General features: G+C 37.9%; 23 protein-coding genes. 19 read left to right on the top strand and 4 right to left on the bottom strand.

The window, feature by feature from the left end; genetic code table 11:
* Positions 1 to 12: 12 nt before the first annotated feature.
* The 3 genes from CPS_RS12005 to CPS_RS11995 all read left to right on the top strand — a co-directional run bounded on the left by CPS_RS12005 (position 13) and on the right by CPS_RS11995 (position 6,008).
* Entirely contained in the window at positions 13 to 3,048 is a 3,036-nt protein-coding gene (locus CPS_RS12005; RefSeq protein ID WP_238383533.1) for a TonB-dependent receptor domain-containing protein, read from the top strand.
* A gap of 90 nt (positions 3,049 to 3,138) precedes the next feature.
* Positions 3,139 to 4,428 (top strand): M14 family metallopeptidase, encoded by a 1,290-nt coding sequence (locus CPS_RS12000; RefSeq protein ID WP_011043500.1) that lies wholly within the window; start codon positions 3,139 to 3,141, stop codon positions 4,426 to 4,428.
* Positions 4,429 to 4,436: 8 nt separating this feature from the next.
* A complete protein-coding gene (locus CPS_RS11995; protein WP_011043499.1) occupies positions 4,437 to 6,008 on the top strand; it encodes an N-acyl-D-amino-acid deacylase family protein in 1,572 nt (523 codons plus the stop codon).
* 292 nt (positions 6,009 to 6,300) lie between these two features.
* Here CPS_RS11995 and CPS_RS11990 read toward each other — a convergent pair whose 3' ends face one another.
* On the bottom strand, positions 6,301 to 6,504 hold the full coding sequence (locus tag CPS_RS11990) for a hypothetical protein (RefSeq protein ID WP_011043498.1): 204 nt from the start codon (positions 6,502 to 6,504) through the stop codon (positions 6,301 to 6,303).
* A 346-nt stretch (positions 6,505 to 6,850) separates the two neighbouring features.
* On the opposite strand from CPS_RS11990, the gene CPS_RS11985 reads away from it, so the two are divergent.
* The 3 genes from CPS_RS11985 to CPS_RS11975 all read left to right on the top strand — a co-directional run bounded on the left by CPS_RS11985 (position 6,851) and on the right by CPS_RS11975 (position 10,540).
* On the top strand, positions 6,851 to 8,989 hold the full coding sequence (locus tag CPS_RS11985; RefSeq protein WP_011043496.1) for a CapA family protein: 2,139 nt from the start codon (positions 6,851 to 6,853) through the stop codon (positions 8,987 to 8,989).
* Between the two features lie 175 nt (positions 8,990 to 9,164).
* Entirely contained in the window at positions 9,165 to 9,986 is an 822-nt protein-coding gene (locus tag CPS_RS11980; RefSeq protein WP_041736966.1) for a zinc-dependent peptidase, read from the top strand.
* A 155-nt stretch (positions 9,987 to 10,141) separates the two neighbouring features.
* Complete coding sequence (locus tag CPS_RS11975) at positions 10,142 to 10,540, top strand: STAS/SEC14 domain-containing protein (RefSeq protein WP_011043494.1); 399 nt, start codon at positions 10,142 to 10,144, stop codon at positions 10,538 to 10,540.
* Positions 10,541 to 10,898: 358 nt separating this feature from the next.
* On the opposite strand, the gene CPS_RS11970 is transcribed toward CPS_RS11975, so the two are convergent.
* A complete protein-coding gene (locus CPS_RS11970; RefSeq protein ID WP_011043493.1) occupies positions 10,899 to 11,684 on the bottom strand; it encodes a slipin family protein in 786 nt (261 codons plus the stop codon).
* Positions 11,668 to 13,032 carry an NfeD family protein gene (locus CPS_RS11965; protein WP_011043492.1) on the bottom strand — a complete coding sequence of 455 codons (1,365 nt, stop codon included), beginning with the start codon at positions 13,030 to 13,032 and terminating at the stop codon, positions 11,668 to 11,670. Before CPS_RS11965 ends, CPS_RS11970 begins: the two co-directional genes overlap by 17 nt.
* A gap of 284 nt (positions 13,033 to 13,316) precedes the next feature.
* Here CPS_RS11965 and CPS_RS11960 point away from each other — a divergent pair, with 284 nt between their 5' ends.
* The 9 genes from CPS_RS11960 to folK all read left to right on the top strand — a co-directional run bounded on the left by CPS_RS11960 (position 13,317) and on the right by folK (position 18,349).
* The gene (locus CPS_RS11960) at positions 13,317 to 13,730 is read left to right on the top strand and encodes a LexA family protein (protein ID WP_011043491.1); all 414 of its coding nucleotides are present in this window, start codon (positions 13,317 to 13,319) and stop codon (positions 13,728 to 13,730) included.
* Positions 13,718 to 14,974 carry a Y-family DNA polymerase gene (locus CPS_RS11955; protein WP_011043490.1) on the top strand — a complete coding sequence of 419 codons (1,257 nt, stop codon included), beginning with the start codon at positions 13,718 to 13,720 and terminating at the stop codon, positions 14,972 to 14,974. The genes CPS_RS11960 and CPS_RS11955 overlap by 13 nt, the downstream gene beginning before the upstream one ends.
* Positions 14,975 to 15,168: 194 nt before the next feature.
* Positions 15,169 to 15,540 (top strand): hypothetical protein, encoded by a 372-nt coding sequence (locus CPS_RS11950; RefSeq protein ID WP_041736963.1) that lies wholly within the window; start codon positions 15,169 to 15,171, stop codon positions 15,538 to 15,540.
* A gap of 77 nt (positions 15,541 to 15,617) precedes the next feature.
* Positions 15,618 to 15,824 carry a hypothetical protein gene (locus tag CPS_RS11945; protein ID WP_011043488.1) on the top strand — a complete coding sequence of 69 codons (207 nt, stop codon included), beginning with the start codon at positions 15,618 to 15,620 and terminating at the stop codon, positions 15,822 to 15,824.
* A 57-nt stretch (positions 15,825 to 15,881) separates the two neighbouring features.
* Complete coding sequence (locus CPS_RS11940) at positions 15,882 to 16,253, top strand: VOC family protein (protein ID WP_011043487.1); 372 nt, start codon at positions 15,882 to 15,884, stop codon at positions 16,251 to 16,253.
* A gap of 62 nt (positions 16,254 to 16,315) precedes the next feature.
* The gene (gene folE, locus CPS_RS11935; RefSeq protein WP_011043486.1) at positions 16,316 to 16,858 is read left to right on the top strand and encodes a GTP cyclohydrolase I FolE; all 543 of its coding nucleotides are present in this window, start codon (positions 16,316 to 16,318) and stop codon (positions 16,856 to 16,858) included.
* On the top strand, positions 16,858 to 17,634 hold the full coding sequence (locus CPS_RS11930) for an SDR family NAD(P)-dependent oxidoreductase (RefSeq protein WP_011043485.1): 777 nt from the start codon (positions 16,858 to 16,860) through the stop codon (positions 17,632 to 17,634). Before folE ends, CPS_RS11930 begins: the two co-directional genes overlap by 1 nt.
* The gene (locus tag CPS_RS11925) at positions 17,607 to 17,957 is read left to right on the top strand and encodes a dihydroneopterin aldolase (RefSeq protein WP_011043484.1); all 351 of its coding nucleotides are present in this window, start codon (positions 17,607 to 17,609) and stop codon (positions 17,955 to 17,957) included. Before CPS_RS11930 ends, CPS_RS11925 begins: the two co-directional genes overlap by 28 nt.
* The gene (folK, locus tag CPS_RS11920; protein ID WP_011043483.1) at positions 17,957 to 18,349 is read left to right on the top strand and encodes a 2-amino-4-hydroxy-6-hydroxymethyldihydropteridine diphosphokinase; all 393 of its coding nucleotides are present in this window, start codon (positions 17,957 to 17,959) and stop codon (positions 18,347 to 18,349) included. Before CPS_RS11925 ends, folK begins: the two co-directional genes overlap by 1 nt.
* 85 nt (positions 18,350 to 18,434) lie before the next feature.
* Here the strand turns inward: folK and CPS_RS11915 are convergent, their stop codons facing one another.
* Positions 18,435 to 19,319 carry a LysR family transcriptional regulator gene (locus CPS_RS11915; protein WP_011043482.1) on the bottom strand — a complete coding sequence of 295 codons (885 nt, stop codon included), beginning with the start codon at positions 19,317 to 19,319 and terminating at the stop codon, positions 18,435 to 18,437.
* Between the two features lie 222 nt (positions 19,320 to 19,541).
* On the opposite strand from CPS_RS11915, the gene CPS_RS11910 reads away from it, so the two are divergent.
* The 4 genes from CPS_RS11910 (at position 19,542) to CPS_RS11895 (ending at position 21,475) form a co-directional block, all read left to right on the top strand.
* A complete protein-coding gene (locus tag CPS_RS11910) occupies positions 19,542 to 20,153 on the top strand; it encodes a glutathione S-transferase family protein (RefSeq protein WP_011043481.1) in 612 nt (203 codons plus the stop codon).
* Positions 20,154 to 20,231: 78 nt separating this feature from the next.
* Positions 20,232 to 20,621: a nuclear transport factor 2 family protein gene (locus CPS_RS11905; protein WP_011043480.1), complete on the top strand. Its 390-nt coding sequence runs from the start codon at positions 20,232 to 20,234 to the stop codon at positions 20,619 to 20,621.
* 50 nt (positions 20,622 to 20,671) lie between these two features.
* Positions 20,672 to 20,878, top strand: a complete 207-nt coding sequence (locus tag CPS_RS11900) for a 2-hydroxymuconate tautomerase family protein (protein ID WP_011043479.1) — start codon at positions 20,672 to 20,674, stop codon at positions 20,876 to 20,878.
* Positions 20,879 to 21,184: 306 nt separating this feature from the next.
* Complete coding sequence (locus tag CPS_RS11895) at positions 21,185 to 21,475, top strand: DUF3817 domain-containing protein (protein ID WP_041736960.1); 291 nt, start codon at positions 21,185 to 21,187, stop codon at positions 21,473 to 21,475.
* Positions 21,476 to 21,511: the final 36 nt, after the last annotated feature.

Here is a 21,511-nt window from a genome sequence, read left to right as displayed (position 1 = left end):
ATGGTGGATGTCATGAAAGATAGATCAATGCTTAAGTCTAAATTATCACATTTGAGTTTATGCGTGCTAACAGCACTTACTTCTCAAGTTGTCTTTGCTGCGGAGCAAACAGAAGTAAAAGAGGAAGAAGTTGAAAGGATTTCTATCGTAGGTTCGAATATCAAGGGCAGCACTATGACAAGTGTGTTACCTGTTACTGAGCTTAGTGCAGAAGATATTATCGCAACTGGCGCTCTAGATGGAGATGAACTTTTACGCTCAATTCCTCAAATAGGTGCCGTTGGCTTTACTGGCACTCGTGGTGGTAATACCGGAACAAATGCAGCACGTGGTGATGTTGGCTCGGTTAACTTACGTAGTATAGGTGAAGGTAATACCTTAGTTTTACTTAATGGTCGCCGTATGGTGAACCATCCTATTACTCAAACAAATTTCGGCGTACCAGTAACCTCAGTTAACTCTAATACTTTACCTATTTCAGGGCTTGCTCGTGTTGAAGTGTTACGTGATGGTGCTGGCGCATTGTATGGCTCTGATGCTGTTGCGGGTGTAGTGAATTACGTGACCAAAGAAGATTTTGAAGGAGGTAATTTCAAAGTACGTTATGGCGCAGAGCAAGGTACTGACCGCAATGATTTTACCTTATCTGGCAACAAAGGTTTTGAGTTTAACAACAGCCAAACGTTTTTCATGATCAGTGCAAACTACGCTAAGAAAACGGGTTTACAAGCATCAGAAAATGGCTTTTCGAGTAATCAAGATTTACGTTCACGAGCACCTGAAGAATTTGCTGGCGATACCGACTTTGATAACCGTTCAACTCTAGAACCTTATGCAGACTTACATTACATTGGTTTACCGAGCAAAATTGATGATTACATCATTCGCCCAACTTCATATATTAACAATGCCGGCGAACAGCAATCTGCTGGCAGTTGTGGTGGTGGTGCTTTAGCTTCCGGTGGCGGAGTTATGGGGGATGTTTGTCTTGACGCCGCAGGTAGTCACGATAGAGCATTACGTCCTAACCGTAATGAAGAACGTACTTTAGTACCTGATATTGATCGATTGAATCTTTTTACTAACTTAAGTCATGAGTTTAATAATGGCGTTGAATTTTATAACGAATCTACTTATTACCGATCTAAAACTAAGCGTCAATGGGAACAATCAGCTATTTTAAGTAATGGTACTTTCGATGTACCAGCACACAGTTATTACAACCCATTTGGACCGGTAAATTTTGCCGATGGCCGTGTAAACCCCAATCGTATTGCAGGTTTAGATCCTGCTGTAGTACCCGTTGAAGGACTTGCTTATAATTTACGTATTCGCCCAACTGATGTCGGTCCACGTCAAGTTGAAGTTGAAAGTACTAGTTACCGTTTCTTAAATGGTTTGCGTGGTACTTACGATGATTGGGATTGGGACACGGGGGTATTATATAGTGAGGCAAAAACTGACGATAACATGAGTAATCGTATCAGCTCTCCTTTATTACTAGCCCAGCTTAGTTTAGATACCGCTGACGCTTATAACCCTTTTACAGGGGTTAATCCAAATAATCCAGCGAGTATTATCGATTCAACGCCTAATCCACAATCGAGCATTGACCCGTTTTTAACTACCGCTCAACGTAGTGCAAAAACGTCATTAACCATGGTAGATTTTAAAGCATCAAATCCATTTATGTTTGAATTACCTGGTGGTGAAGCCGGTTTAGCTTTCGGTTTAGAATATCGTAAAGAAACCTTAGATGAAGACAATAGTTCAAACTTTGATGGCTCAGAACCCTTTGTTGAAGGTAATGCAGATCCGGTTAATCTAAGTAGTTTACAAGGTAGTAGTGTTCGCCTTGATGTCTCTGGTGAGCGTAAAGTGCTTTCTGCTTACGTAGAGCTTGCTTTACCCTTATTAGCGGATCTACCTGCTATTCATAGTCTAGATGTACAATTAGCCGCTCGTTATGAAGATTTTAGTGATATCGGCAATATAACCCGACCTAAAATGGCAGTTTCATGGTTCCCGGTTGAAATGCTGCAATTTAGAGGTGCAGTATCTAAAGGTTTTAGAGCGCCTAACCTTATACAGCTAAATTCTCCAGGCGCTACCCTGACTACAGGTGTAGATGATTATGCTGAAAACTCCCTTGATGCCAATGGTAACGTTGTTGTTAATTCAGATACTTTAGCCGATGGTGGCTCTGGTAATGGCAATTATAATTTATCAACATCTGGTAACAAAGATTTAGAGGCTGAAGAAAGTGAAAACATCAGTGTCGGTTTAACATTACAGCTTATGGATAATTTAACCTTTACCTATGATTGGTGGGAAATTGAGACAACAGGTACTGTTGGCGTCCTTTCAGATGAAAATATCTCACGTTTAGATTTGATAGCAAGAGGAGAAGGTTCATCAAATCCTGACGTTATTCGAGGCGCTATTGATGCTGATAATCCATTAGGAGAAATTGTTCAAATTAATCGCCGCTATGAAAACCTCAACACCCGTACCATTACGGGTTACGATATAGCGATCAATTATGATTTGAATACGTCAGTTGGTGATTTTGGCTTATCATTAAATGGTGCTAGAACATTAAAATTTGACCAAGAAGCTGGTGGTGATGCCTCATTAATCGTCGATGCTGGTGCTGATCCTGCAGTATTAGGTACTGCAGTGGGTGATATCGTTGGGACCAGCAGTATTCCAGAATGGCAAGCAACTGCATCATTAAAATGGAAATCAAATGATGCGCTATGGGGCGCAGGTTTATTTGTTAAATACGTTGGTGAAGTTGATAATACCAGTGTGTCCAAAACCGTTGATAGCGTAACAACATTCTATACTTCTAAAGCGCAAACTCGAGCAAATACTTACGTTACTCGTAATGACTTTATGGGATATGAAGGTGTGAGTCTAAGTTTTGGTATTAATAATATCTTTGATCAAGAACCACCATTGGCTGATACCACCTTTGGTTATGACGGTTCATTACATTCAAGCCGTGGAAGATACTTCTATACCAGTGCTAATTTTAGTTTTTAACGCTTAATTAGTCACAAACCTTATGGCTTGGCTGACTCAAAGTAGTCAGGCCATATTTTCTTACCCATGCAAGTTTATAAAGAACCAATTATGAAAAATTCCCTTAATTCATTAACTTTGCTATTGCCCTTATTCTTTTTATTTTCCTGTTCAGCCCCTCAAACTGCAGTTGAAGAGACTCCGCCAACCGTTTCTAAAAACACGGGGACTGATATTTCAGCAACAGCAGCTCTTTCTTTAAAAGAGGAATTTCAACCTACAGCAGATAAGGATACCAACGCTAATAGTCAGTCCTGTAACAATGAGCAAGTAAAGTTAACCAGTGATTTTGCTGCTGGTCGGATGGATGAATGTAAAAGGACGGGTGAATATGAATATTCAATTACTTTAGTCCCTGAAAATACGCCTATTAATTCAAGTCCTTGGTATGCTTTTAAAATACAGGCAAAACAAGTTACGGATATCACTATTACCATGCAGGTACAGGGTGATAAACATCGTTACCCCCCTAAAATTAGTCGTGATGGTAATAAGTCGTGGCAGTTACAAGATTATCAGCTAAAAGGTGAGCGCTTAATCATGAAAGTGAAAGCATCTCCTCAGTCAGTCACAATTGCCGCACAAGAAATTATCAATAATCAATATTATGTTGATTGGGCAGAAGAACTAACGGTACAGAGTGCTTTTACCCAAAGTATTTTAGGATTGTCTACTCAAGGTCGTCCTATTTACAAAATTGAAAGTCGAGATGAAAATAGTAATGAGTGGGTGGTGATTCTAGGTCGGCAACATCCGCCAGAAGTTACCGGTGCTCTGGCCTTATTTCCGTTTGTTGAAACCTTGTTATCAGAGAGCGAACTTAGTAAGTATTTTCTTAGAAAATATAATGTTCTCGTTATTCCCAATATAAACCCAGATGGTGTACATGCTGGTAATTGGCGTAGTAATGCTAATGGCATGGATTTAAACCGTGATTGGAATGACTTTTCTCAGATTGAAACTCAGTTAATAAATGACTATTTAAAGGGCTTAGTAGCGCAAGGGCAAAAAATTAAGTTTGCAGTAGATTTTCACTCTACTAAAAATGATATTTTCTATACCATGCCAGTAGACTATGGCGTTGAAAGCTCTTATTTTGTTCGGCATTGGTTAGGTGAATTGGACAGACAAATGCCTAACTTTAATGTGGTATTAAGACCAGGGAATAACCCAAACTTAGGTGTGTCAAAGCAGTACTTCTCTGATCAGTTCGGGGTTCATGCCATTACCTATGAAATGGGTGATAATACCGATCGTACTAAGATAAAACGTATTGCCTTTAAATCCGCTAATATATTGATGATTAACATGTTATCAGAAACTGATCATGATAAAGAATAGGAAAAGCTATGAATGTATTTAATAAAAAAGTAATCACTTTGGCGATAAGTGTGGCACTACTAAGTGCTTGCACGACTGAAGAGCAACAGCCTAAAACTCAACAGATTGACTTATTAATCACTAATGGCACTGTTTACACGGGCGAAAGTGGTCAAGCCCAACAACTCGATGTGGCGATTTGTCAGCAAGTTATTTGTGGTTTATATCTTAGTGGTGAACACAGTATTAAAGCCGAAAGAATCATTAATGCTAAGAATAAAATCGTAAGTCCGGGTTTTATTGACCCCCACACTCACTCTTTAGCCGAGCTGCTAAGTAAAGATAAAAACCATAACTTAAATTACTTAACTCAAGGGGTAACTACCGTTGTTAATGGTAACGATGGCGGTGGTCCAGTAGATATAACAGCTATGGCTAAAAAGCTAAAAGCTAATGGTATTGGGACTAACACTGCATTATTAGTGGGTCATGGCAGTTTACGTGAACAAGTCATGGGCAGAGCAGAGCGTTACGCTACGCCTGAAGAACTCAATGAAATGTCTGCGCTATTAACAACAGCGATGGAAGCCGGCGGCATTGGTCTATCAACAGGGTTGTATTATGTGCCTGGTAGTTATGCTAATACAGATGAAGTTATCACCTTAGCGAAAATTGCTAGTCAATATGGCGGGATTTATGACACACATCTGCGTGATGAAAGTACCTTTAACATAGGTTTTACTGCCGCCTTAGACGAAGCAATTAATATTGCCGACAAAGCTGATATACATTTACATTTAGCACATATAAAGGCATTAGGTGTTGATGTTTGGGGGCAAAGTAAGCAAGCGATTGAAATGATTACCCAAGCACAAGAAAATGGCACATCAATATCTGCCGATCAATACCCTTGGTTAGCATCAGGTACTAAGCTGCGCAGTGCGGTAATGCCTAAATGGGTAATGGCTGATTCAAAAGAAGCTTTTCATCAACGTTTAAAGCAAGCTGATTTATCAGCAATATTAGCGGAAGAAATCACCGAGAATGTTCGCCGAAGAGGAGGGCCAGATTCTCTTTATATTACTGAGTTTAATGATAAAACGCTGGTAAGTTTGAATTTACTGCAGGTGTCAGAGCTGAAAAACTTATCTGTCGTTGATACGGCTATTTGGATGGTACTTCAAGGCGACGTTAGAGTAGCTTCTTTTAATATGTCACCTGAGGATGTTGAACGTTTTATGGTGCAACCTTGGGTAGTCACTTCATCGGATGGTACGAACGGTCATCCAAGGAAATATGCAAGTTTTCCGCAAAAATATCAAAAATATGTAGTCGATAAAAAATTGCTCACTATGGCCGAATTTATCAATCGAAGTTCTTCCCAAACAGCCAAAGTCCTTGGTCTTACTGAACGAGGTATTTTAAAAGTAGGTTATAAGGCCGACGTGATTGTTTTTGATGAACAAAATTTTGCACCTATGGCAAACTTTAACCAGTGGAATAATTACTCAGTAGGCGTAGAGCAGGTGATTGTCAACGGTACACTGGTGATAGAAAATGAAAAGTTTGGCGGTATCTTAGCCGGAAAATTTATTCAATAAGACGTCATATAGTAAAAGATAGTCGAGAAGAGGCTTTCATCTAATATTACTTTTAGGTGAAAGCTATTTAAGCAACCCAAGCTCCAGTTAAAAAACACTTCACTAAATCACTCATAATAGTCCGTACATATTTTGTACTTGTCTGTAGACGAAGCACAACTATTGATAACACACAGTCAACTTGTTTGGATTATAGCTATAACGACTAACAGAGCTGACTTAACTTACTCATTCGATTTTCTCAGTCGTTGAGTCATGAACTGTCAATTGTTTCGCGAAATAGCCGTTCTAATTAGTTATAGCCCAGTACATAGCTATAGTTAGCTTCTTCAACTAAATCAAAACATCTCATTAGAGCGGAGGTTTTCTGAATCACCTTATTATTTATTGGGGTGCTATCTTTTACTTGGCTAGTTGCTGAACTAGTCACGAGGTTATCTGCAGGGCTATTGTTGCTTTTTGTTATTTGCACTTGGGTATTGTTAGTATCAGCCATTTTCATCACCTTGTTAAAACAGTTATTAATTATCTTGAATTAACATAATGTAATTTTATTTTGAAAAATGATAAGACTTAAGTTTTGCTTAGCCATAAAGGCAGGTTATACCAACTAAATTAAGTCAATGAGCAATGTTAAGTGAGGATAAATTTTCAAGAGCAGGGCGCTTCAACGAGTAATAGCTGACTATTAGGATTGAAAGCTATCTTGTAAAGATATTATCAACCCATGCCCTTAGGTTATATATCAGCTATGGATAAGAATGAATTTATTATTTTTGTTTGTATATACTTGATTGATAACTTATTAATAGCCTTGTAGAGGCAACAAACTTGGAACAAATATGCGACAGTTTATAACGATAATAATTTTAATAACTGCTTTTGGTTTTCAGCTTAATGTTAATGCAAATCAAACGGTCAACATTACAGGCCGTTTGCTTGATGAATCACAACAGCCTCTTAGTATGGTAAATATCACCTTAAACAGTAAATCAGTTATCAGCGATAAACAGGGACGTTTCGTTATACCTACTGCCGCTAATGATACTTATCAGCTCAACTTTGTTAAAAAAGGCTACTTTAAAAGCATTCAAACATTTAGTCATTATGAACTTTTCTCTCAGAATCAAGAAAAAACTCATGCTGCTATTGCAGACATCACTTTAGTTACCAAACAAGCTAAGCGAGTCATGTTAGCTTTTGGTGGTGATGTCATGATGGATCGTCGTTATTATAAACCTTACTTTGGCGATTCTATTTTGATTCATCCTGAGACTAAGCTCAGTGATAGTAAGGCGATAGTTGAAAACATAAAACCTTATATGAGTATCGCGGATTACGCAGCAGTTAATTTAGAAACACAAATTGCCAATAAAACACCTGGAGATCGTGCGCCTAAGTCAGTTACATTTTATTCTAGACCTGAAATACTCGACGCTTTAGTGTGGGCAGGTGTTGATTACGTAAGTTTGGGCAATAACCATACCTATGATTATTTAGAGCCAGGAATGGAGTCAACTTTAGCCTTTTTACAGCAAAGTCCTTTAGGGTTTTCTGGTGCTGGTATGAATGCAAAACAAGCGCTAAAGGCTCATCACGATACCATTAACAATACCGAATTCTCTATGCTAGGTTATGTCGGCTGGGAAGGAAGTTCAGAGCCTACGCAAACAGCTAATCACGAACACGGCGGCGCTGCTTATGGTTCAATGACTAATATTATTAACTCTGTTCAGCAAGAAGTGGGGCAAAATAGAGTCACCATAGTGCAATATCATGGTAGTCAAGAGTACGCTAACAGCCCAACAGGTGTTACCGAGCAACGATTAAAATCAGCATTAGATAATGGCGCAGCACTCGCCATTGCCCATCATCCTCATGTAACTCAGGGTCTAGAGTTGTATGACAACAAGCTCATTGCGTACTCAATGGGCAATTTTATCTTTGATCAAAACTTCAGCGCCACACAACATAGTTTCATTTTGTATGTTTGGTTAGATGAAGGTGAATTTCATCGCGCGGAAATAGTTCCTTTATACGTTAAGGGTTATAAGCCAACGCCTGCAACAGGTACTAATCGTTATACTGTGATGAAGCGTTTAACCGAACTTTCTAAGGTTAGAAATACCCTTATTACCCAATCGGGTGGTCACGGTATAATTACCGCCAAAAGACCATCAGTGACCGTTAAATCAGTTAACAATACACAGGTTAAAGTTAAAGCCGGTGTTAACACACCCGTTAAACATGAATTAACTTTTTCAAAAGGCAGCAAGATAGCGAGTTTGTATCACCTACCATGGCATAAACAGCTGAGTGAAATATGGATAGAAGACGAAAATGTAAAATATCGTCTGGGTAAAAATTTAGTTAATGGCAGTAACTTTGAGAGCTTTTCAACGTTTGATAGCCCAGAACGTGGTTTGTTTTTTGATAGAAGTATCATGAGTTTAAATAATTATGGCGCGAGTGGTAATACAAGTATTGCTTTAGCACTTAATAACCAACAATCTACGTCTTTTGGTGTAAAAAGTTTTTGGCGTGTTTATTCTGCCAGTAGACAAGTTACCATTAAAGCAAATTATCAAAGTAAAAAAGCCGTTAAATTACACTATTACTGGCAAGGAAGAAAAAAGAAACAAAAGTTATTTGATGCCTTTGAAAATAGTCCTAAAAACTTAATTAAAACTGTTGAATTAAGCGGTTCAGATACATGGAAAAATGTAGAAGTTGACTATAACTCCCCAAGAGTCGGTTACAAAAGTTATCGTGTATTGGTCGAAGCTGAGTTGGTAGATGGCACCACAACCCAGTTAGATATTGACGACTTTGCTGTCATTGAATGGCATAGCGCTTTTACAGATAATCCTGTACCACAGTTTTTTTCCCTTGATAGCCGACAACCCGCTTACTTGGGCTTATCTAATATAAGTGAAACGATTAGAACCAAGTCAAACGCGGTTGTTATTATCACCAAATAACAAACGCCATCTAGCGTTATATCTACGGTCAGTATCCCTTGAATATACTTAAGGGGTACTGACCGTTATTTCTTATTATTACGATTGAAAGTACTAATCGCTTGAAATTGTCTTCATTCATACCAAGATATGAGTAAGGTTCACTATTTTAATACATTGGTATCATTAAGGTTTTATTTTGATTATTCTTTTACCCCTATTTATTGGTATGGCGATTATTGGCTATTTAATGGCAAAGCCGTATTGGCGGGAACATAAGCGCGATAAAATAAGAAGCCTACCTTTCAAAAAGGAATGGCGTAAAATAATCCAGCAACGCATGCCTTACTTCAAGCAAATGCCAACAGATTTACAGCTACAGCTTAAACAACATATTCAAGTATTTATTTCAGAGAAAGATTTTATCGGTTGCAACGGTATTAAAATAACGGAAGAAATAAAAATTACCATTGCTGCTCAAGCTTGTTTATTACTGCTGAATAGAAAAACGGATTATTACCCTAAATTAAAAACGATTTTAATCTACCCAAGCGCTTTTCTTAAAGAGCAAAACCAGCGTAATGCTGATGGTGTTCAATTTACCAAAAAAGTCGCTTTAGCAGGTGAATCATGGGACTTTGGCAAAATAGTCTTATCTTGGCAAGACAGTCTACACGGTGCAGAACTACCCAATGATGGCCACAATGTGGTAATCCATGAATTTGCTCATCAACTAGATCAAGAAAATGGTAAAGCCAATGGCGCGCCCATTTTGGGTAAAGATCAAAGTTATCAATGTTGGTCTACAATCTTTTCACAACAGTTTAAAATATTACAAAAGCAAGCCGCTGCGGGTACACCATCAATATTTGATTATTATGGTGCCACTGAGCCAGCAGAGTTTTTTGCCGTAGTGAGTGAAGTGTTTTTTGAGAAATCTAAGCAACTCTCTATAGAGCATCCTGCACTTTATCGTCAACTGACTAATTATTACAAAGTTGACCCCATTCATTGGTAAATATTTAGTATAGGTGTGCATTGAGCACCGTTAGATGCCAGTATAAAAAGTTAAAGTTATCAATATTATAAAACACATGACAATAATCCATATGTTTAGCTATACTAATATTTGTTAGGGAATAACAACATCAGTAATAGGGATTTAGTTAACATATGGAAATACACCAAATATCATTTGCCAAAGTCGGCATACTTAGTCATGATCTCGCAGAAATTACGGTTGATAATGGCGCAGATATTACCCTTAGCATGGTAAATGAACTTCATCAATTATTACTCTCACTGTTTAGTGAATCATTTTCATTACTTATTAATAAAACCAATTCCTATTCTACGCAACTTGATGCGCTAATCCATTTTGGTACTTTGCCCGCCATAGATAAAATAGCAGTATTTGCACCCAATAAATTAGCTAAGATGAGTGCTGATTTTTCAGCGACTATTCCAAGTTCTAACGCGTTAAATATTGAAGTGTTCACCGAACGTGATGATGCACTTGTTTGGTTGATAGACAAAAAAAGTTCTGCTGCCGGTCATAATTATCTATGGTAATCGGAGGGATGCTTTAAGTGGATAAGATAAGTCACATTTTGACGTTATATCACGAAAAATTAAAACGTTTACTCTCAAATATCCAGTAACATTCGCTCAAAATGTTCCTAAAAAGTAAATTTAAGTCATTTACTTCAAACAGTATAAAACCCAACTGTAATCACCAAACTAATTGTTATATATGGGGTTTATATTTAATTCTTGGTAACGCGTTATTTTTTGTTGTGGAAATAACATATAACATTAGATGAGACTCTATTTAGAGTGCTGTTATGACTTGATGCTCGTATTCAATTTCACTCTTGGTCCAGTTGAATGGTGTGGGCTGGTCCAATTAACGGTGTAGTGAAATTTACAGTCATTGTTTATTATCATGATTTTTTGGAGAAAATAATCCTTTCAGTAACTCCATAGGCAGAGGAAATAATATAGTAGAGTTTTTCTCTCCCGCAATTTCTGTCAATGTTTGTAAATAACGTAACATTATTGCATTAGGCTCTGTGCTCAGTTTATTGGCCGCCTCACTCAACTTTTCTGCCGCTTCCATTTCTCCCAGTGCATGAATCACTTTGGCTCGACGGGTCCTTTCAGCTTCGGCTTGTTTTGCTATCGCTCTGATCATGGTTTCATTAAGATCGATATGTTTTATTTCAACATTAGATACTTTTATCCCCCAGCCATCAGTTCTTGCGTCTAATATTTCTTGAATGTCGATGTTAAGCATTTCTCTGCTTGCCAACATTTCATCTAATTCGTGTTGACCTAATACCGAACGCAAGGTGGTTTGAGCTAATTGTGATGTGGCTTGTAAGTAATTTTCGACATTGATTATCGCTTTTTGTGAGTCGATAACTCGGAAATAAATAACAGCATTTACTCTTACTGATACGTTATCTCGACTGATGACATCTTGGCTTGGTACATCCATTACTACGGTTCGTAAATCAACACGAACAATCTGTTGAATTAATGGAATAATAATCACTAAACCAGGCCCTTTGACTTTGTCAAAACGTCCAAGAAAAAATACTACACCACGTTCATATTCACGCAAAATCCTAAATGCACTTAGCAGTAATGCAATTAATAGAATAATGACCACAACGGTGAATATTTGTTGGGTATTATTAAACACAACGTCCATGATTGTTCTCCTCTTCTCTACAAGGGATGGTAATTAAGGTTAAACCATCAATGGCTTTAATCTTAACGGCTTGGTTTTGTTTAACGGGCTGTGTAAATTCTGCCGCCCAACGCTCACCATTAATTGTCACAAAACCTTGATGAGTAAAACTTGCTTCGGCAAAAGCAATAGCGCCAATCAATTCTTCTTGTCCGCTTACGATTTTGTTCTTTCTTTTTCGCCACATTAATCCCAAGGAAAGCACAAAAAATAGTATTGATACAAAGGCAAAAGCAGCAATAAGAGGGAGTGAAATTTGATATTGCGGTTGCTCAGTATCGATTAAAAAAATAGATCCGAGTACAAAAGCAATAGTGCCCCCAATACCAAACACGCCAAAACTAGGCATGATAGATTCAATGATTAGCAAACTTATCCCTACGAGTAACAAGGCAAAACCTGAGTAATTTAAAGGTAAAAGTTGAAAAGCATATAGCGCAATCAAAAGCGAAATTACCCCAGTAATTCCTGCTACCCCTACGCCGGGACTATAAAACTCCAACACTAAACCATAGATCCCTATAAGCATTAAAATATAGGCGATATTTGGATTGGTGATCGTGGCAATAAAGTCATTACGCCAATTGGGGGGGACCGCTTTTAGTTGTGTGTTGTCTGTTGTCACCTCAGCAAAATGATGTTCTGAATGCTTTTGCTTTATGATAGTGGCAAATAACGCTTCGGCTGTTGGTACAATAAAGTTAATAACATTTTCAGCGAGCGCCTCTTCTGCAGTAAGGGTTGCCGCTTCAGAGACGGCTAATTCAGCCCATTGTTCATTCCTGTTGCGTAGTTGTGCTAACGAACGGATATAGGCAATGGCATCATTTAATACTTTTTTTTCCATAGCTGAAGGTGATTTGTTTTTTTTATCTTCACCTTGATTTGACGCTGGTGGGGCTATACTGACTGGCGTAGCGGCACCTAGGGTAGTTGCTGGCGCCATAGCGGCATAATGACATGCGTATAGCATATAAGTGCCCGCGCTTGCCGCACGTGCACCTTGAGGATAAACCAAACAAGCAATGGGTATTGTAGAATTTAATATCTGTTGATTTATCTCTCGTAGACTTGAACTCAGACCACCGGGTGTATCTAGCTTTATGATCACTAACGGAATGCTTGAATCATTATTAGCTTTGGTTATTTCTGTGACGAGGTACTCACTTACCGCTGGTCCGATCGCACCATCGATTGAAAGCACAGGTACTGTCCACTTACTTTGGTTAAGCGGGGGGCTTAACTGTGCATTGCCATATTGTTGAATAAGCAAAATAAAAGTTATAAGAAACAAAATCTTTTTGAGCATCTGTATTTCCAACCTTCATCCTTATGTTCAGTATAGTTCTAAATCTGAGTTTTTTGATCACATTTAACAACAAATGAAAGAGTAAAGTAGGGTGCTACAAAGTTAAAATAATTACGCTTGTCACATGATAGTCACTGCATGTAAGTCGATGGCTTAATAATATTTAGGGTTTGCTGTCTGAATTTAATAAATCATGAGAAAAACTCGAATTATAGACTCAGTACTTCATAAATTAAGTAAATCGCACTATACTGTATATAATTACAGTATAGTGCGGTTTTCATATGAAAGTTATTCCAATATATGCCGAAGCTGGTATTTCAGGCTTTGAATCTCCAGCAGCAGAATATAAAGAATTAGGCTTATCGCTTGATCAATTAATCATAAAACATCCCAATGCTACCTTCATTGGGCAGGCTTCTGGCCAATCAATGAAAGGGGTAGGAATATTTGATGGCGATATTCTTATTGTCGACAGATCATTAACCGCTAGAAATGGTGATGTTATTGTGGCTAATTACAACGGTTGTTTCGTCTGTAAATTGATCGACAAGGTGCAAGCTAGGCTATTATCAGCCTCTGCTGATTTTGCGCCTGTCTCAATTACCCCTGAAGATGAATTTTCACTAGAGGGCGTTGTTACTCGCTCTATTCGTCTACATCATAAATCTCCAGAGTTAGCGGCATGTATGCTTTAGTTGATGCAGTATCATTCTACGCAAGTGCTGAAAAAGTTTTTGACCCCAGCATACGTAATAAACCCGTTGTTGTTTTAACTAATAATGATGGTTGTATCTGCGCTGTCTGTCCGATTGCAAGACGCCTTGGTATTCCAAAATTTATACCGTACTTTCAAGTTAAATCATTGCTTGAAAAGCATGGCGTGGTTGTTCGTTCTTCAAATTATGAGTTGTATGCGGATTTGAGCGAACGAATGATGAATGTCATCGGCCGCTTTTGTGATAACCAGTATATATACAGCATTGATGAGTCATTTTTATATTTTGATCATTATGAAAGCTGCATAAATGATTGGCACGAATATGGACATAAAATAAGAAAAGCCATTTGGAAAGAAACGAGACTTCCCGTCGGTGTTGGTTTTGGTGAAACAGCAACACTGTCAAAAGCGGCAAACCATGCAGCCAAAAAACTCTCTGGTTTTAATGGTGTAGCCGTTATTAATAGCGCAGTAAGCAGAGACAAAATACTCAAGCGCATGGCGGTAGATGAGGTATGGGGCATCGGGCGAAAAATATCGAAACGATTAGGGCTTGAGGGTATTAACAACGCCGCGCAGTTAGCAGAGCAAGATCCTAAACATATACGAAAACAATTTAGCGTAGTAACTGAAAGAACCGTGAATGAATTAAACGGCATCAGTTGTTTGTCTTGGGATGAGGTGAAATCACCCAAAAAAGAGATTTTCTCAACACGAAGTTTTGGACAGCGCATTACCACAAAAAATGAATTACGCTCTGCGTTGGTAACACATGCAGCCATTGTAGGAAGGAAAGTGAGAAGACAAAATTCACTCATTAAAAAGTTAATGATATTTGCCTCTAACTCGCCGCATGATGACTTGTATTACAAGCAATCCATGGTTTTTCCATTTATCATAGCGACTGAAAATACCTGTGAAATGGCGCGCGCGGTAAACCAAGTTATTGATTCTATATACAAAGCAGGAATAAAATTTTACCGTTGTGGTGTAGGTGCAATCGAATTAAATAGTAAAACGTTTATACAACCAGACTTATTTATGCCCGATCACACTAATAGTAACGTAATGAAATGCTTAGATAATGTGAACCACAGATACGGAGATAGCACCTTAAAGCTGGCCGCTGAAGGGCATCATGAAAAATGGCAAATGCGACGAGCGTTTTTAAGCCCTCAATACACCAGTCAGTGGCGAGACATTCCTAAAATACAGTGCTAGTCGTTATGACCAGAGCATTTTATAGCGTTTAGATAAATATCTATTGCTTAATATTTTTCTCAATTTAATTAAAACACACCATTTAATACGATTGGTATAACCTATGATTTAGTGTAAGTTATTTAATATTCTAGGAAATAAGGTTTCTGATACATCAACATAATAAGCGATTGTGTTTTTTAATAAGGCTGAATATGAATCAAGTTAAGGGTTTTACTTTATCAATTGTGATAGTCATTATTTCATTTGTCATTTCCGCGTTTTCTGCGGGACTACTTGCTGATTTAGCTGGTGTTTGGAAAAAACCGATTATAGGGGCGGTTGCTGCTTTTTGTGTGGTTATTGTTGGTTATGCTACAGCACCTAGCCATAAGCGACTGGCATCAGCTATTTGGTTAATTGTAGGCGCTATTTCAGCGTGGTTTTTAGCGGGTGATTCATATTACCCAGAAGATTATGAACACGCATATCAGCTTACGATAATTCCTTTACTCGCAACCTATCTTAGTGGACTACTTGCCTTATTACTCTGTATAATGTGGCACAAAAATAGAACAAGAACATAAGCTTGGACACGCAACCCTTGGCTATGGTCTACTTCATTTCATCATTTAGTCGACTAGTATCAATAAGAGGATTCTAAATGGATAGTGCATCAATAATGCTTTGGAGTGTTTTGTTTGGTGGTATAGGTATTGGCTATTTCATGTATGGTAGGAAGCAAAGAGCTATTGTTCCTTTCTGTATCGGTTTATCACTTTTTGTCTTCCCATATTTTATGTCTAGTGTAACTATGTTGCTTATTGTAGGTGTTATTTTAGTGGCGATACCTTATTTTATTAAAGTCTAAGCGTCACTACGATTAACCTTGTAACCAAGCTTTAGTCATAAAACTGAGGAGTATAAGATGAAATTAGGTGCATTTTCGGTAAGTTTGGCGGTAAGTAACATTGAAGCATCAAAAGTGTTTTATCAAAAGGTCGGCTTCGAAGTCATTGGTGGTGATCAAACTCAACACTGGTTAATACTTAAAAACGGTGAGCATACTATAGGTTTATTTCAGGGCATGTTTGAAGGTAATATAATGACTTTCAATCCTGGTTGGGATAAAGACGGCAAAACGCTAGAATCCTTTACTGACATTAGAGAACTCTTAAAAGAATTTGAGGCTCAAGATGTTGAAATAATACAACAATCTATTAGTGGTGAAAGCGGTCCTTCAAGTTTTTCTATTAAAGACCCTGATGGTAATGCAATCCTAATAGATCAGCATGTGTAAGCAACCATCACAAACCATAATGCATTAATATAAAGAATTAACATAAATAAGCAGGTAACCAAGTGGAACAAAATTTTAAATCGATTATTGAACAAATAGGGGAAGATTCGAGCCGTGAAGGTTTGGTAGATACGCCAAAACGAGCAGCTAAAGCAATGAAATTTCTCACTCAGGGTTATGAGCAAGATTTAGACACTGTTATTAACGGAGCTTTATTCAGCTCAGATTGTAATTCAATGGTAGTGGTAAACAACATTGAACTCTATTCATTGTGCGAACACCACATGTTACCTTTTACTGGTCGTTGCCACATTGGTTATATCCCAAACGGCAAAGTATTAGGTTTATCTAAACTCGCTCGTATCGTTGATATGTTCGCACGTCGTTTGCAAATTCAAGAGAATTTAACGCAAGAAATTGCCAATGCCATTATGGATGTTACCGGTGCAAAAGGGGTTGGTGTGGTTATGTCTGCATCGCATTTATGTATGCGTATGCGTGGTGTTGAAAAACAAAACTCTGAAATGAAAACCTCATGTATGCTCGGTTCGTTCATGAAATGTAAAGATACCCGTGCTGAATTTTTGCAGTTGATTAGAGATTGATGAATAGCGCTGCTTGGGTGTTAGTCACTGGAGGAGCAAAGCGCATCGGCGCGTTCCTCAATCAAGAGTTTGCCAAAAGTGGTAAGAATATTGTGCTGCATTACAATCATTCTGAAACGGCTGCCATTGCATTAAAAGCGCAATTAGAAGCACTTAATATCAAAGTGGTCTTATGGCAGGCAAATTTAGATGATCCAGCGACAATTGAGCAACGATTTGAAATATTGCTGGCGCAAGTACCTCATATTGAATTACTGATAAACAGTGCTTCCGTCTTTGGTCAAGGCTCATTACTTGAATCGTCTTTAGCGCAAATACAAAGCAATCTAAATATTCATCTTACGAGTCCTTGGCTGTTAATTCAGGCACTAGTAAAACAAAACAAGCCGTGCCAAATTATAAATATTTCAGATGCCAATTTATCGCACCTATATACCAATAAGTCGGCGTATTTCATCTCAAAAAAAGCGCAGGAAACATTAACTGAATTGGCAGCAATAGAATGTGCACCCAATGTACGAGTTAATGCGATAGCGCCGGGCTTTGTTTTAGATGCGATGGATCCAACGAGTACCATGGAAAGTAAACAGAATTCTAGCCAAGTAGCTACTCAGATAGATAGCAAAGATATGAACCTTTTACAGCGTAAAGTACCGTTATCTGATTTATATTCAGCGATTGAATTTTTAGCAAAAAACAATTCCATCACGGGACAAACATTACAGATAGACGGAGGGAGTCACTTACAATGTCCAGCATATATGTTGAAAAATTAGAGATTTACGCCATTCTCGGTATTACCGAAGAAGAACGTAAGAACAAGCAAAAACTCATTATTGATTATTGGATTGAAGCAGACATATCTAAAGCGATGTTATCTGATGACATCGAAGATTGCGTTAATTACCGCACCATCAATAAAGAAATTTTAGAGGTTGTGCTCAATTCCAGTTACAAAACTATTGAACGGTTATTGGGCGTGCTATTAGACTTAATTATCTCGTTTGATGGTGTACTCCACGCTAAATTGCAAGTGGCTAAACCTGGCGCTTTACGCTACGCAAAAAATGTTTCTATTACTGCGGAACGTTCAGCTTAATGCCATTTTACATTGTCGCTGTCGGCTCAAACATTAATGCACAAGTAAATATACACCAAGCGTTTGAGCTGATTGAAAAAATCGATTCCCAGGCAAGTATGGCAACATTGCTAAGTACTGAGCCTGTGGGATTTACCGAGCAGGCAGATTTTACTAATACCGCCTTTTCATTTGATTGTGTGCTTAATGCAACTGACTTAAAAGCTCACTTAAAGATTATAGAAAATCAATTGGGGCGAGTACGCACTAGCAATAAAAATGGTCCGCGACCTATTGATTTAGATATTGTTAAAATAGACAACGACATTGTTGATGACGATTACCATCAATACGATTTTGTTAAAAAATCAGTCGATGAACTGGTTTCTAAACGTGCTATGAAAAATAAGTAACATCTGCGATGGAGAGGTTACACTAAGCAATATTGACGCTAAACGAGATCTCGTACAAAAGTTGAGTATTTCACGGCATTTAGCGTCAAGGTTTATCTTTATCAGCGAACCATTGCTCTAAATATTCAATACATTGCACTAGTTTTGGCGGGACAAAATTCCGCACCGGATATAAAGCATATAAGGTTAACATAGACTTTTTAGAATCCGCCAATACTTCAACAACTTGACCACTGTTTATTGCCTGCTGACAAACAAAGTCGGGAATAAAACCAATACCTAATCCTTGTTTAATCGACTCCATCATAAACATTGTATTATTAACACGTAAGCTACCCTTTACCTCTATACCACCTTCAATTGGCCATACATTTTTTCCCTGAAAGTAGCTGTAAATAAAACAATTATGTTCTTTAAGGTCTCTAGGGTGAGTAATGGTAGAGTGCATTTTAAGATAGTCTGGTGACACGCAAACCTTATAAGTAAAACGAGTCAGTGGCCTACCAACGTAATTTGAATCTATCGGCTGACTTGATGCTCTAAAGCCTAAATCAAAACCTTGTTCTACCAAATCAACGCTTTCATCGCCTAAATGAATATCAAGCTCAATTTCAGGGTTAGCCTTCATAAAGTCAGCAAACAAATGTGACAAATCGGTAATACCGAGAGCCATAGGGGCATTTATTTTCAGTTTACCACGAAGGTTCTGTTGTAAATCTTGCACAAAATTATCGGCATCATCCAATTTTGACAGTATCTCTCTTGCTCGCTGTAAATAACCTTCACCAACATGGGTTAGCTGGACGCTACGGGTTGAACGGTGCAACAAACGGGTGCCTAAATCGGCTTCAAGTCGACTTATTTCTTTACTAATCATTGATTTGGATGAGTTAACTTGTTCAGCTACCCGAGTAAAGCTACCTAAATCTGCTAAGCGTACAAATAGCTGAATTGCACGTAATTTATCCATTAACTCGTCCTTTAAATTTCAATATTACATTTAACTTTCTCTGCTCCATACGTTAACAGATAAGCAGTTGTTCTCAATATGAGAACAGTATATATCCATTGTTGGTGTATATGGAAACAACTTGTCTCTGTATTATTAATTCATCACCGCGAGGTAACCATTAGCCAACTAATGTGCCAACGAAGATATGAACTAACTAATTTAACTTTTGGAGAAAATACCATGTATACACTTTATTACTCAAAAGGCGCTTGCTCAGTAGCCACTCAAGTTGTCTTACGCGAATTGGGTCAAGAGGTTACGATTATTGATGTGCAACAGCTGAGTAATTTTAAAACCATCAACCCAGTTGGTGCTGTGCCAGTATTGGTTGATGGTGACAAGACACTAACTGAAGGTGCTGCCATTATGCTTCATATTCTTAACAAACATAACAGCGCACTTTTCCCCGATACTGAAAATGATCGTCAACAGGCAATTCAAGACATTATGTTTGCTAATGCCAGCATGCATCCTGCCTACAGTAAGTTATTCTTTCTAGCAGAGCATATTAACGATGAAAAAGTAAAACAAGAGACACTCAACTCAGCGGCCAAAACTATCAATCAGTTGTGGCAAATTGTTGAAAACCAGCTATCCAACAATAAGTTTTTAGGTGGGAGTGCACCTTCAGCGGCAGATATTATGTTGACGGTATATTCTCGTTGGGGGGCTTACTTCCCAGTAGATATTATCATAGGTGAAAAAACAATAATGATGTTAAATGCGGTACAAGCCATGCCAAGCTTCATTAAAACAGATCAAGCCGAACAGGCGATGTCATCCACAGAGTAGTCTAAAAATAAAAGTTAACGAAATTAACGTTTGGCGCTGTAAGGGCGTCACTTTTCCCTTATAAATTTTGGAGTAAACATGAAACATATTCAAACAGCACCGGGAGAGGCAAAAAGTGATTTTAATGCAATTGAGGACATTTTATATAGTTATTTTGATGGCCTTTATCATGGCGATGTCGCGAAGCTAGATTCAATATTCCACACAGATGCTTGGTTAAAAGCGCCAGGAACTCGGCGTTCATTAATCCAGTGGCTGAAAGATGTGGCAGAGCGAACAACACCAGCTGAACTTAATGAGCCAATTGCTTTTAAAATATTAGCCATCGATGTAGTGCAAGACCAAGCTATGGCGAAAATTCATTGCCCGTTGTTTGACTTTAACTATATCGATTTTCTTGGGTTACTCAAAGAAGAAGGAAAGTGGCAAATCGTTAACAAAATGTATAGCGATATAAGAGTTAAATAGTCACAACCAAGGATTAACTCACCAATGTAGCCCAGCAAAAAGGAAAAAACATGCCATATATCAATGTAAAAATTACTGAAGAAGGTGTAACAAACGAACAAAAGCAAACCATTATCAAAGGCTGTACGCAGTTAATGGTTGAGGTATTAAATAAAGACCCTTCAACTACTTTTGTTGTAATAGATGAAGTAAGCACTGATAACTGGGGTATTGGTTTTGAGCAAGTAACTGAGTTGCGTAAACAACAAAAAAGATAATAACGCGATGAACCTTTAGTCTCAGTATGTTGACTTGTCGACACCATTAGAAGGTAACGTGTTACCTGGCTATGTTATGTAAATCAGTTGATTACATGTATTAGGCGATATCTAGTGAATATTATCGCATTCCTCCAAAACACCTAAGAATAAGGATGAAATCAAAGTAAGTATCCTTGATCTCATCCTTATCGCACGGCAAGATTTTAATAAAAACAGTTTATCTAGAGCTTAACTATCATTATAAATTTGACCCCGTGCGCCTACCACAGGATAATACCGTTTTTCGTTTTACAGGTAATATTAATGCTCAAGTATTTTCGTGCCATCAGCATTTTAGAAGGCTTATCTTTCTTAGCAATTTTAAGCATTTCGTTTGGTTTGGTCAGTCGAGATTTTGTTTTTCAACTGGGTATGACTCATGGTGTATTATTCATGCTTTACTTATTTCTATCGCTAATAGTTTCTAATAAGCAGCAATGGTCATTACTCATTTGGTTGTCTTTATTTATTGCCTCAGTTGTTCCTTTTGCTTTTATTGGCGTAGAAATATTTCTGAGTCGAACTTCAAATTATCAAAAAACAGCTGAAGCATAGCGGCGAATTAATGGATACTGAGCGATAGGATTTCAC

Origin of the sequence: Colwellia psychrerythraea 34H (genome assembly GCF_000012325.1) — a bacterium.
GTDB lineage: Bacteria > Pseudomonadota > Gammaproteobacteria > Enterobacterales > Alteromonadaceae > Colwellia > Colwellia psychrerythraea_A.
The sequence above is the reverse complement of the archived record's forward strand: the minus strand, read 5'-3'. Positions and strand labels throughout refer to the sequence as shown.

What these genes read in the sequence shown, in the direction of transcription:
- CPS_RS11975 (WP_011043494.1), top strand. Translation starts at nt 10,142, where the DNA reads ATGGAAATACACCAAATATCATTTGCCAAAGTCGGCATACTTAGTCAT.
- CPS_RS11965 (WP_011043492.1), bottom strand. Translation starts at nt 13,032, where the DNA reads ATGCTCAAAAAGATTTTGTTTCTTATAACTTTTATTTTGCTTATTCAA.
- CPS_RS11895 (WP_041736960.1), top strand. Translation starts at nt 21,185, where the DNA reads ATGCTCAAGTATTTTCGTGCCATCAGCATTTTAGAAGGCTTATCTTTC.
- CPS_RS11925 (WP_011043484.1), top strand. Translation starts at nt 17,607, where the DNA reads ATGTCCAGCATATATGTTGAAAAATTAGAGATTTACGCCATTCTCGGT.
- CPS_RS12005 (WP_238383533.1), top strand. Translation starts at nt 13, where the DNA reads ATGAAAGATAGATCAATGCTTAAGTCTAAATTATCACATTTGAGTTTA.
- CPS_RS11910 (WP_011043481.1), top strand. Translation starts at nt 19,542, where the DNA reads ATGTATACACTTTATTACTCAAAAGGCGCTTGCTCAGTAGCCACTCAA.
- CPS_RS11960 (WP_011043491.1), top strand. Translation starts at nt 13,317, where the DNA reads ATGAAAGTTATTCCAATATATGCCGAAGCTGGTATTTCAGGCTTTGAA.
- CPS_RS11955 (WP_011043490.1), top strand. Translation starts at nt 13,718, where the DNA reads ATGTATGCTTTAGTTGATGCAGTATCATTCTACGCAAGTGCTGAAAAA.
- folK (WP_011043483.1), top strand. Translation starts at nt 17,957, where the DNA reads ATGCCATTTTACATTGTCGCTGTCGGCTCAAACATTAATGCACAAGTA.
- CPS_RS11950 (WP_041736963.1), top strand. Translation starts at nt 15,169, where the DNA reads ATGAATCAAGTTAAGGGTTTTACTTTATCAATTGTGATAGTCATTATT.
- CPS_RS11905 (WP_011043480.1), top strand. Translation starts at nt 20,232, where the DNA reads ATGAAACATATTCAAACAGCACCGGGAGAGGCAAAAAGTGATTTTAAT.
- CPS_RS12000 (WP_011043500.1), top strand. Translation starts at nt 3,139, where the DNA reads ATGAAAAATTCCCTTAATTCATTAACTTTGCTATTGCCCTTATTCTTT.
- CPS_RS11940 (WP_011043487.1), top strand. Translation starts at nt 15,882, where the DNA reads ATGAAATTAGGTGCATTTTCGGTAAGTTTGGCGGTAAGTAACATTGAA.
- CPS_RS11945 (WP_011043488.1), top strand. Translation starts at nt 15,618, where the DNA reads ATGGATAGTGCATCAATAATGCTTTGGAGTGTTTTGTTTGGTGGTATA.
- CPS_RS11990 (WP_011043498.1), bottom strand. Translation starts at nt 6,504, where the DNA reads ATGGCTGATACTAACAATACCCAAGTGCAAATAACAAAAAGCAACAAT.
- CPS_RS11985 (WP_011043496.1), top strand. Translation starts at nt 6,851, where the DNA reads ATGCGACAGTTTATAACGATAATAATTTTAATAACTGCTTTTGGTTTT.
- CPS_RS11900 (WP_011043479.1), top strand. Translation starts at nt 20,672, where the DNA reads ATGCCATATATCAATGTAAAAATTACTGAAGAAGGTGTAACAAACGAA.
- CPS_RS11915 (WP_011043482.1), bottom strand. Translation starts at nt 19,319, where the DNA reads ATGGATAAATTACGTGCAATTCAGCTATTTGTACGCTTAGCAGATTTA.
- CPS_RS11995 (WP_011043499.1), top strand. Translation starts at nt 4,437, where the DNA reads ATGAATGTATTTAATAAAAAAGTAATCACTTTGGCGATAAGTGTGGCA.
- CPS_RS11970 (WP_011043493.1), bottom strand. Translation starts at nt 11,684, where the DNA reads ATGGACGTTGTGTTTAATAATACCCAACAAATATTCACCGTTGTGGTC.
- CPS_RS11930 (WP_011043485.1), top strand. Translation starts at nt 16,858, where the DNA reads ATGAATAGCGCTGCTTGGGTGTTAGTCACTGGAGGAGCAAAGCGCATC.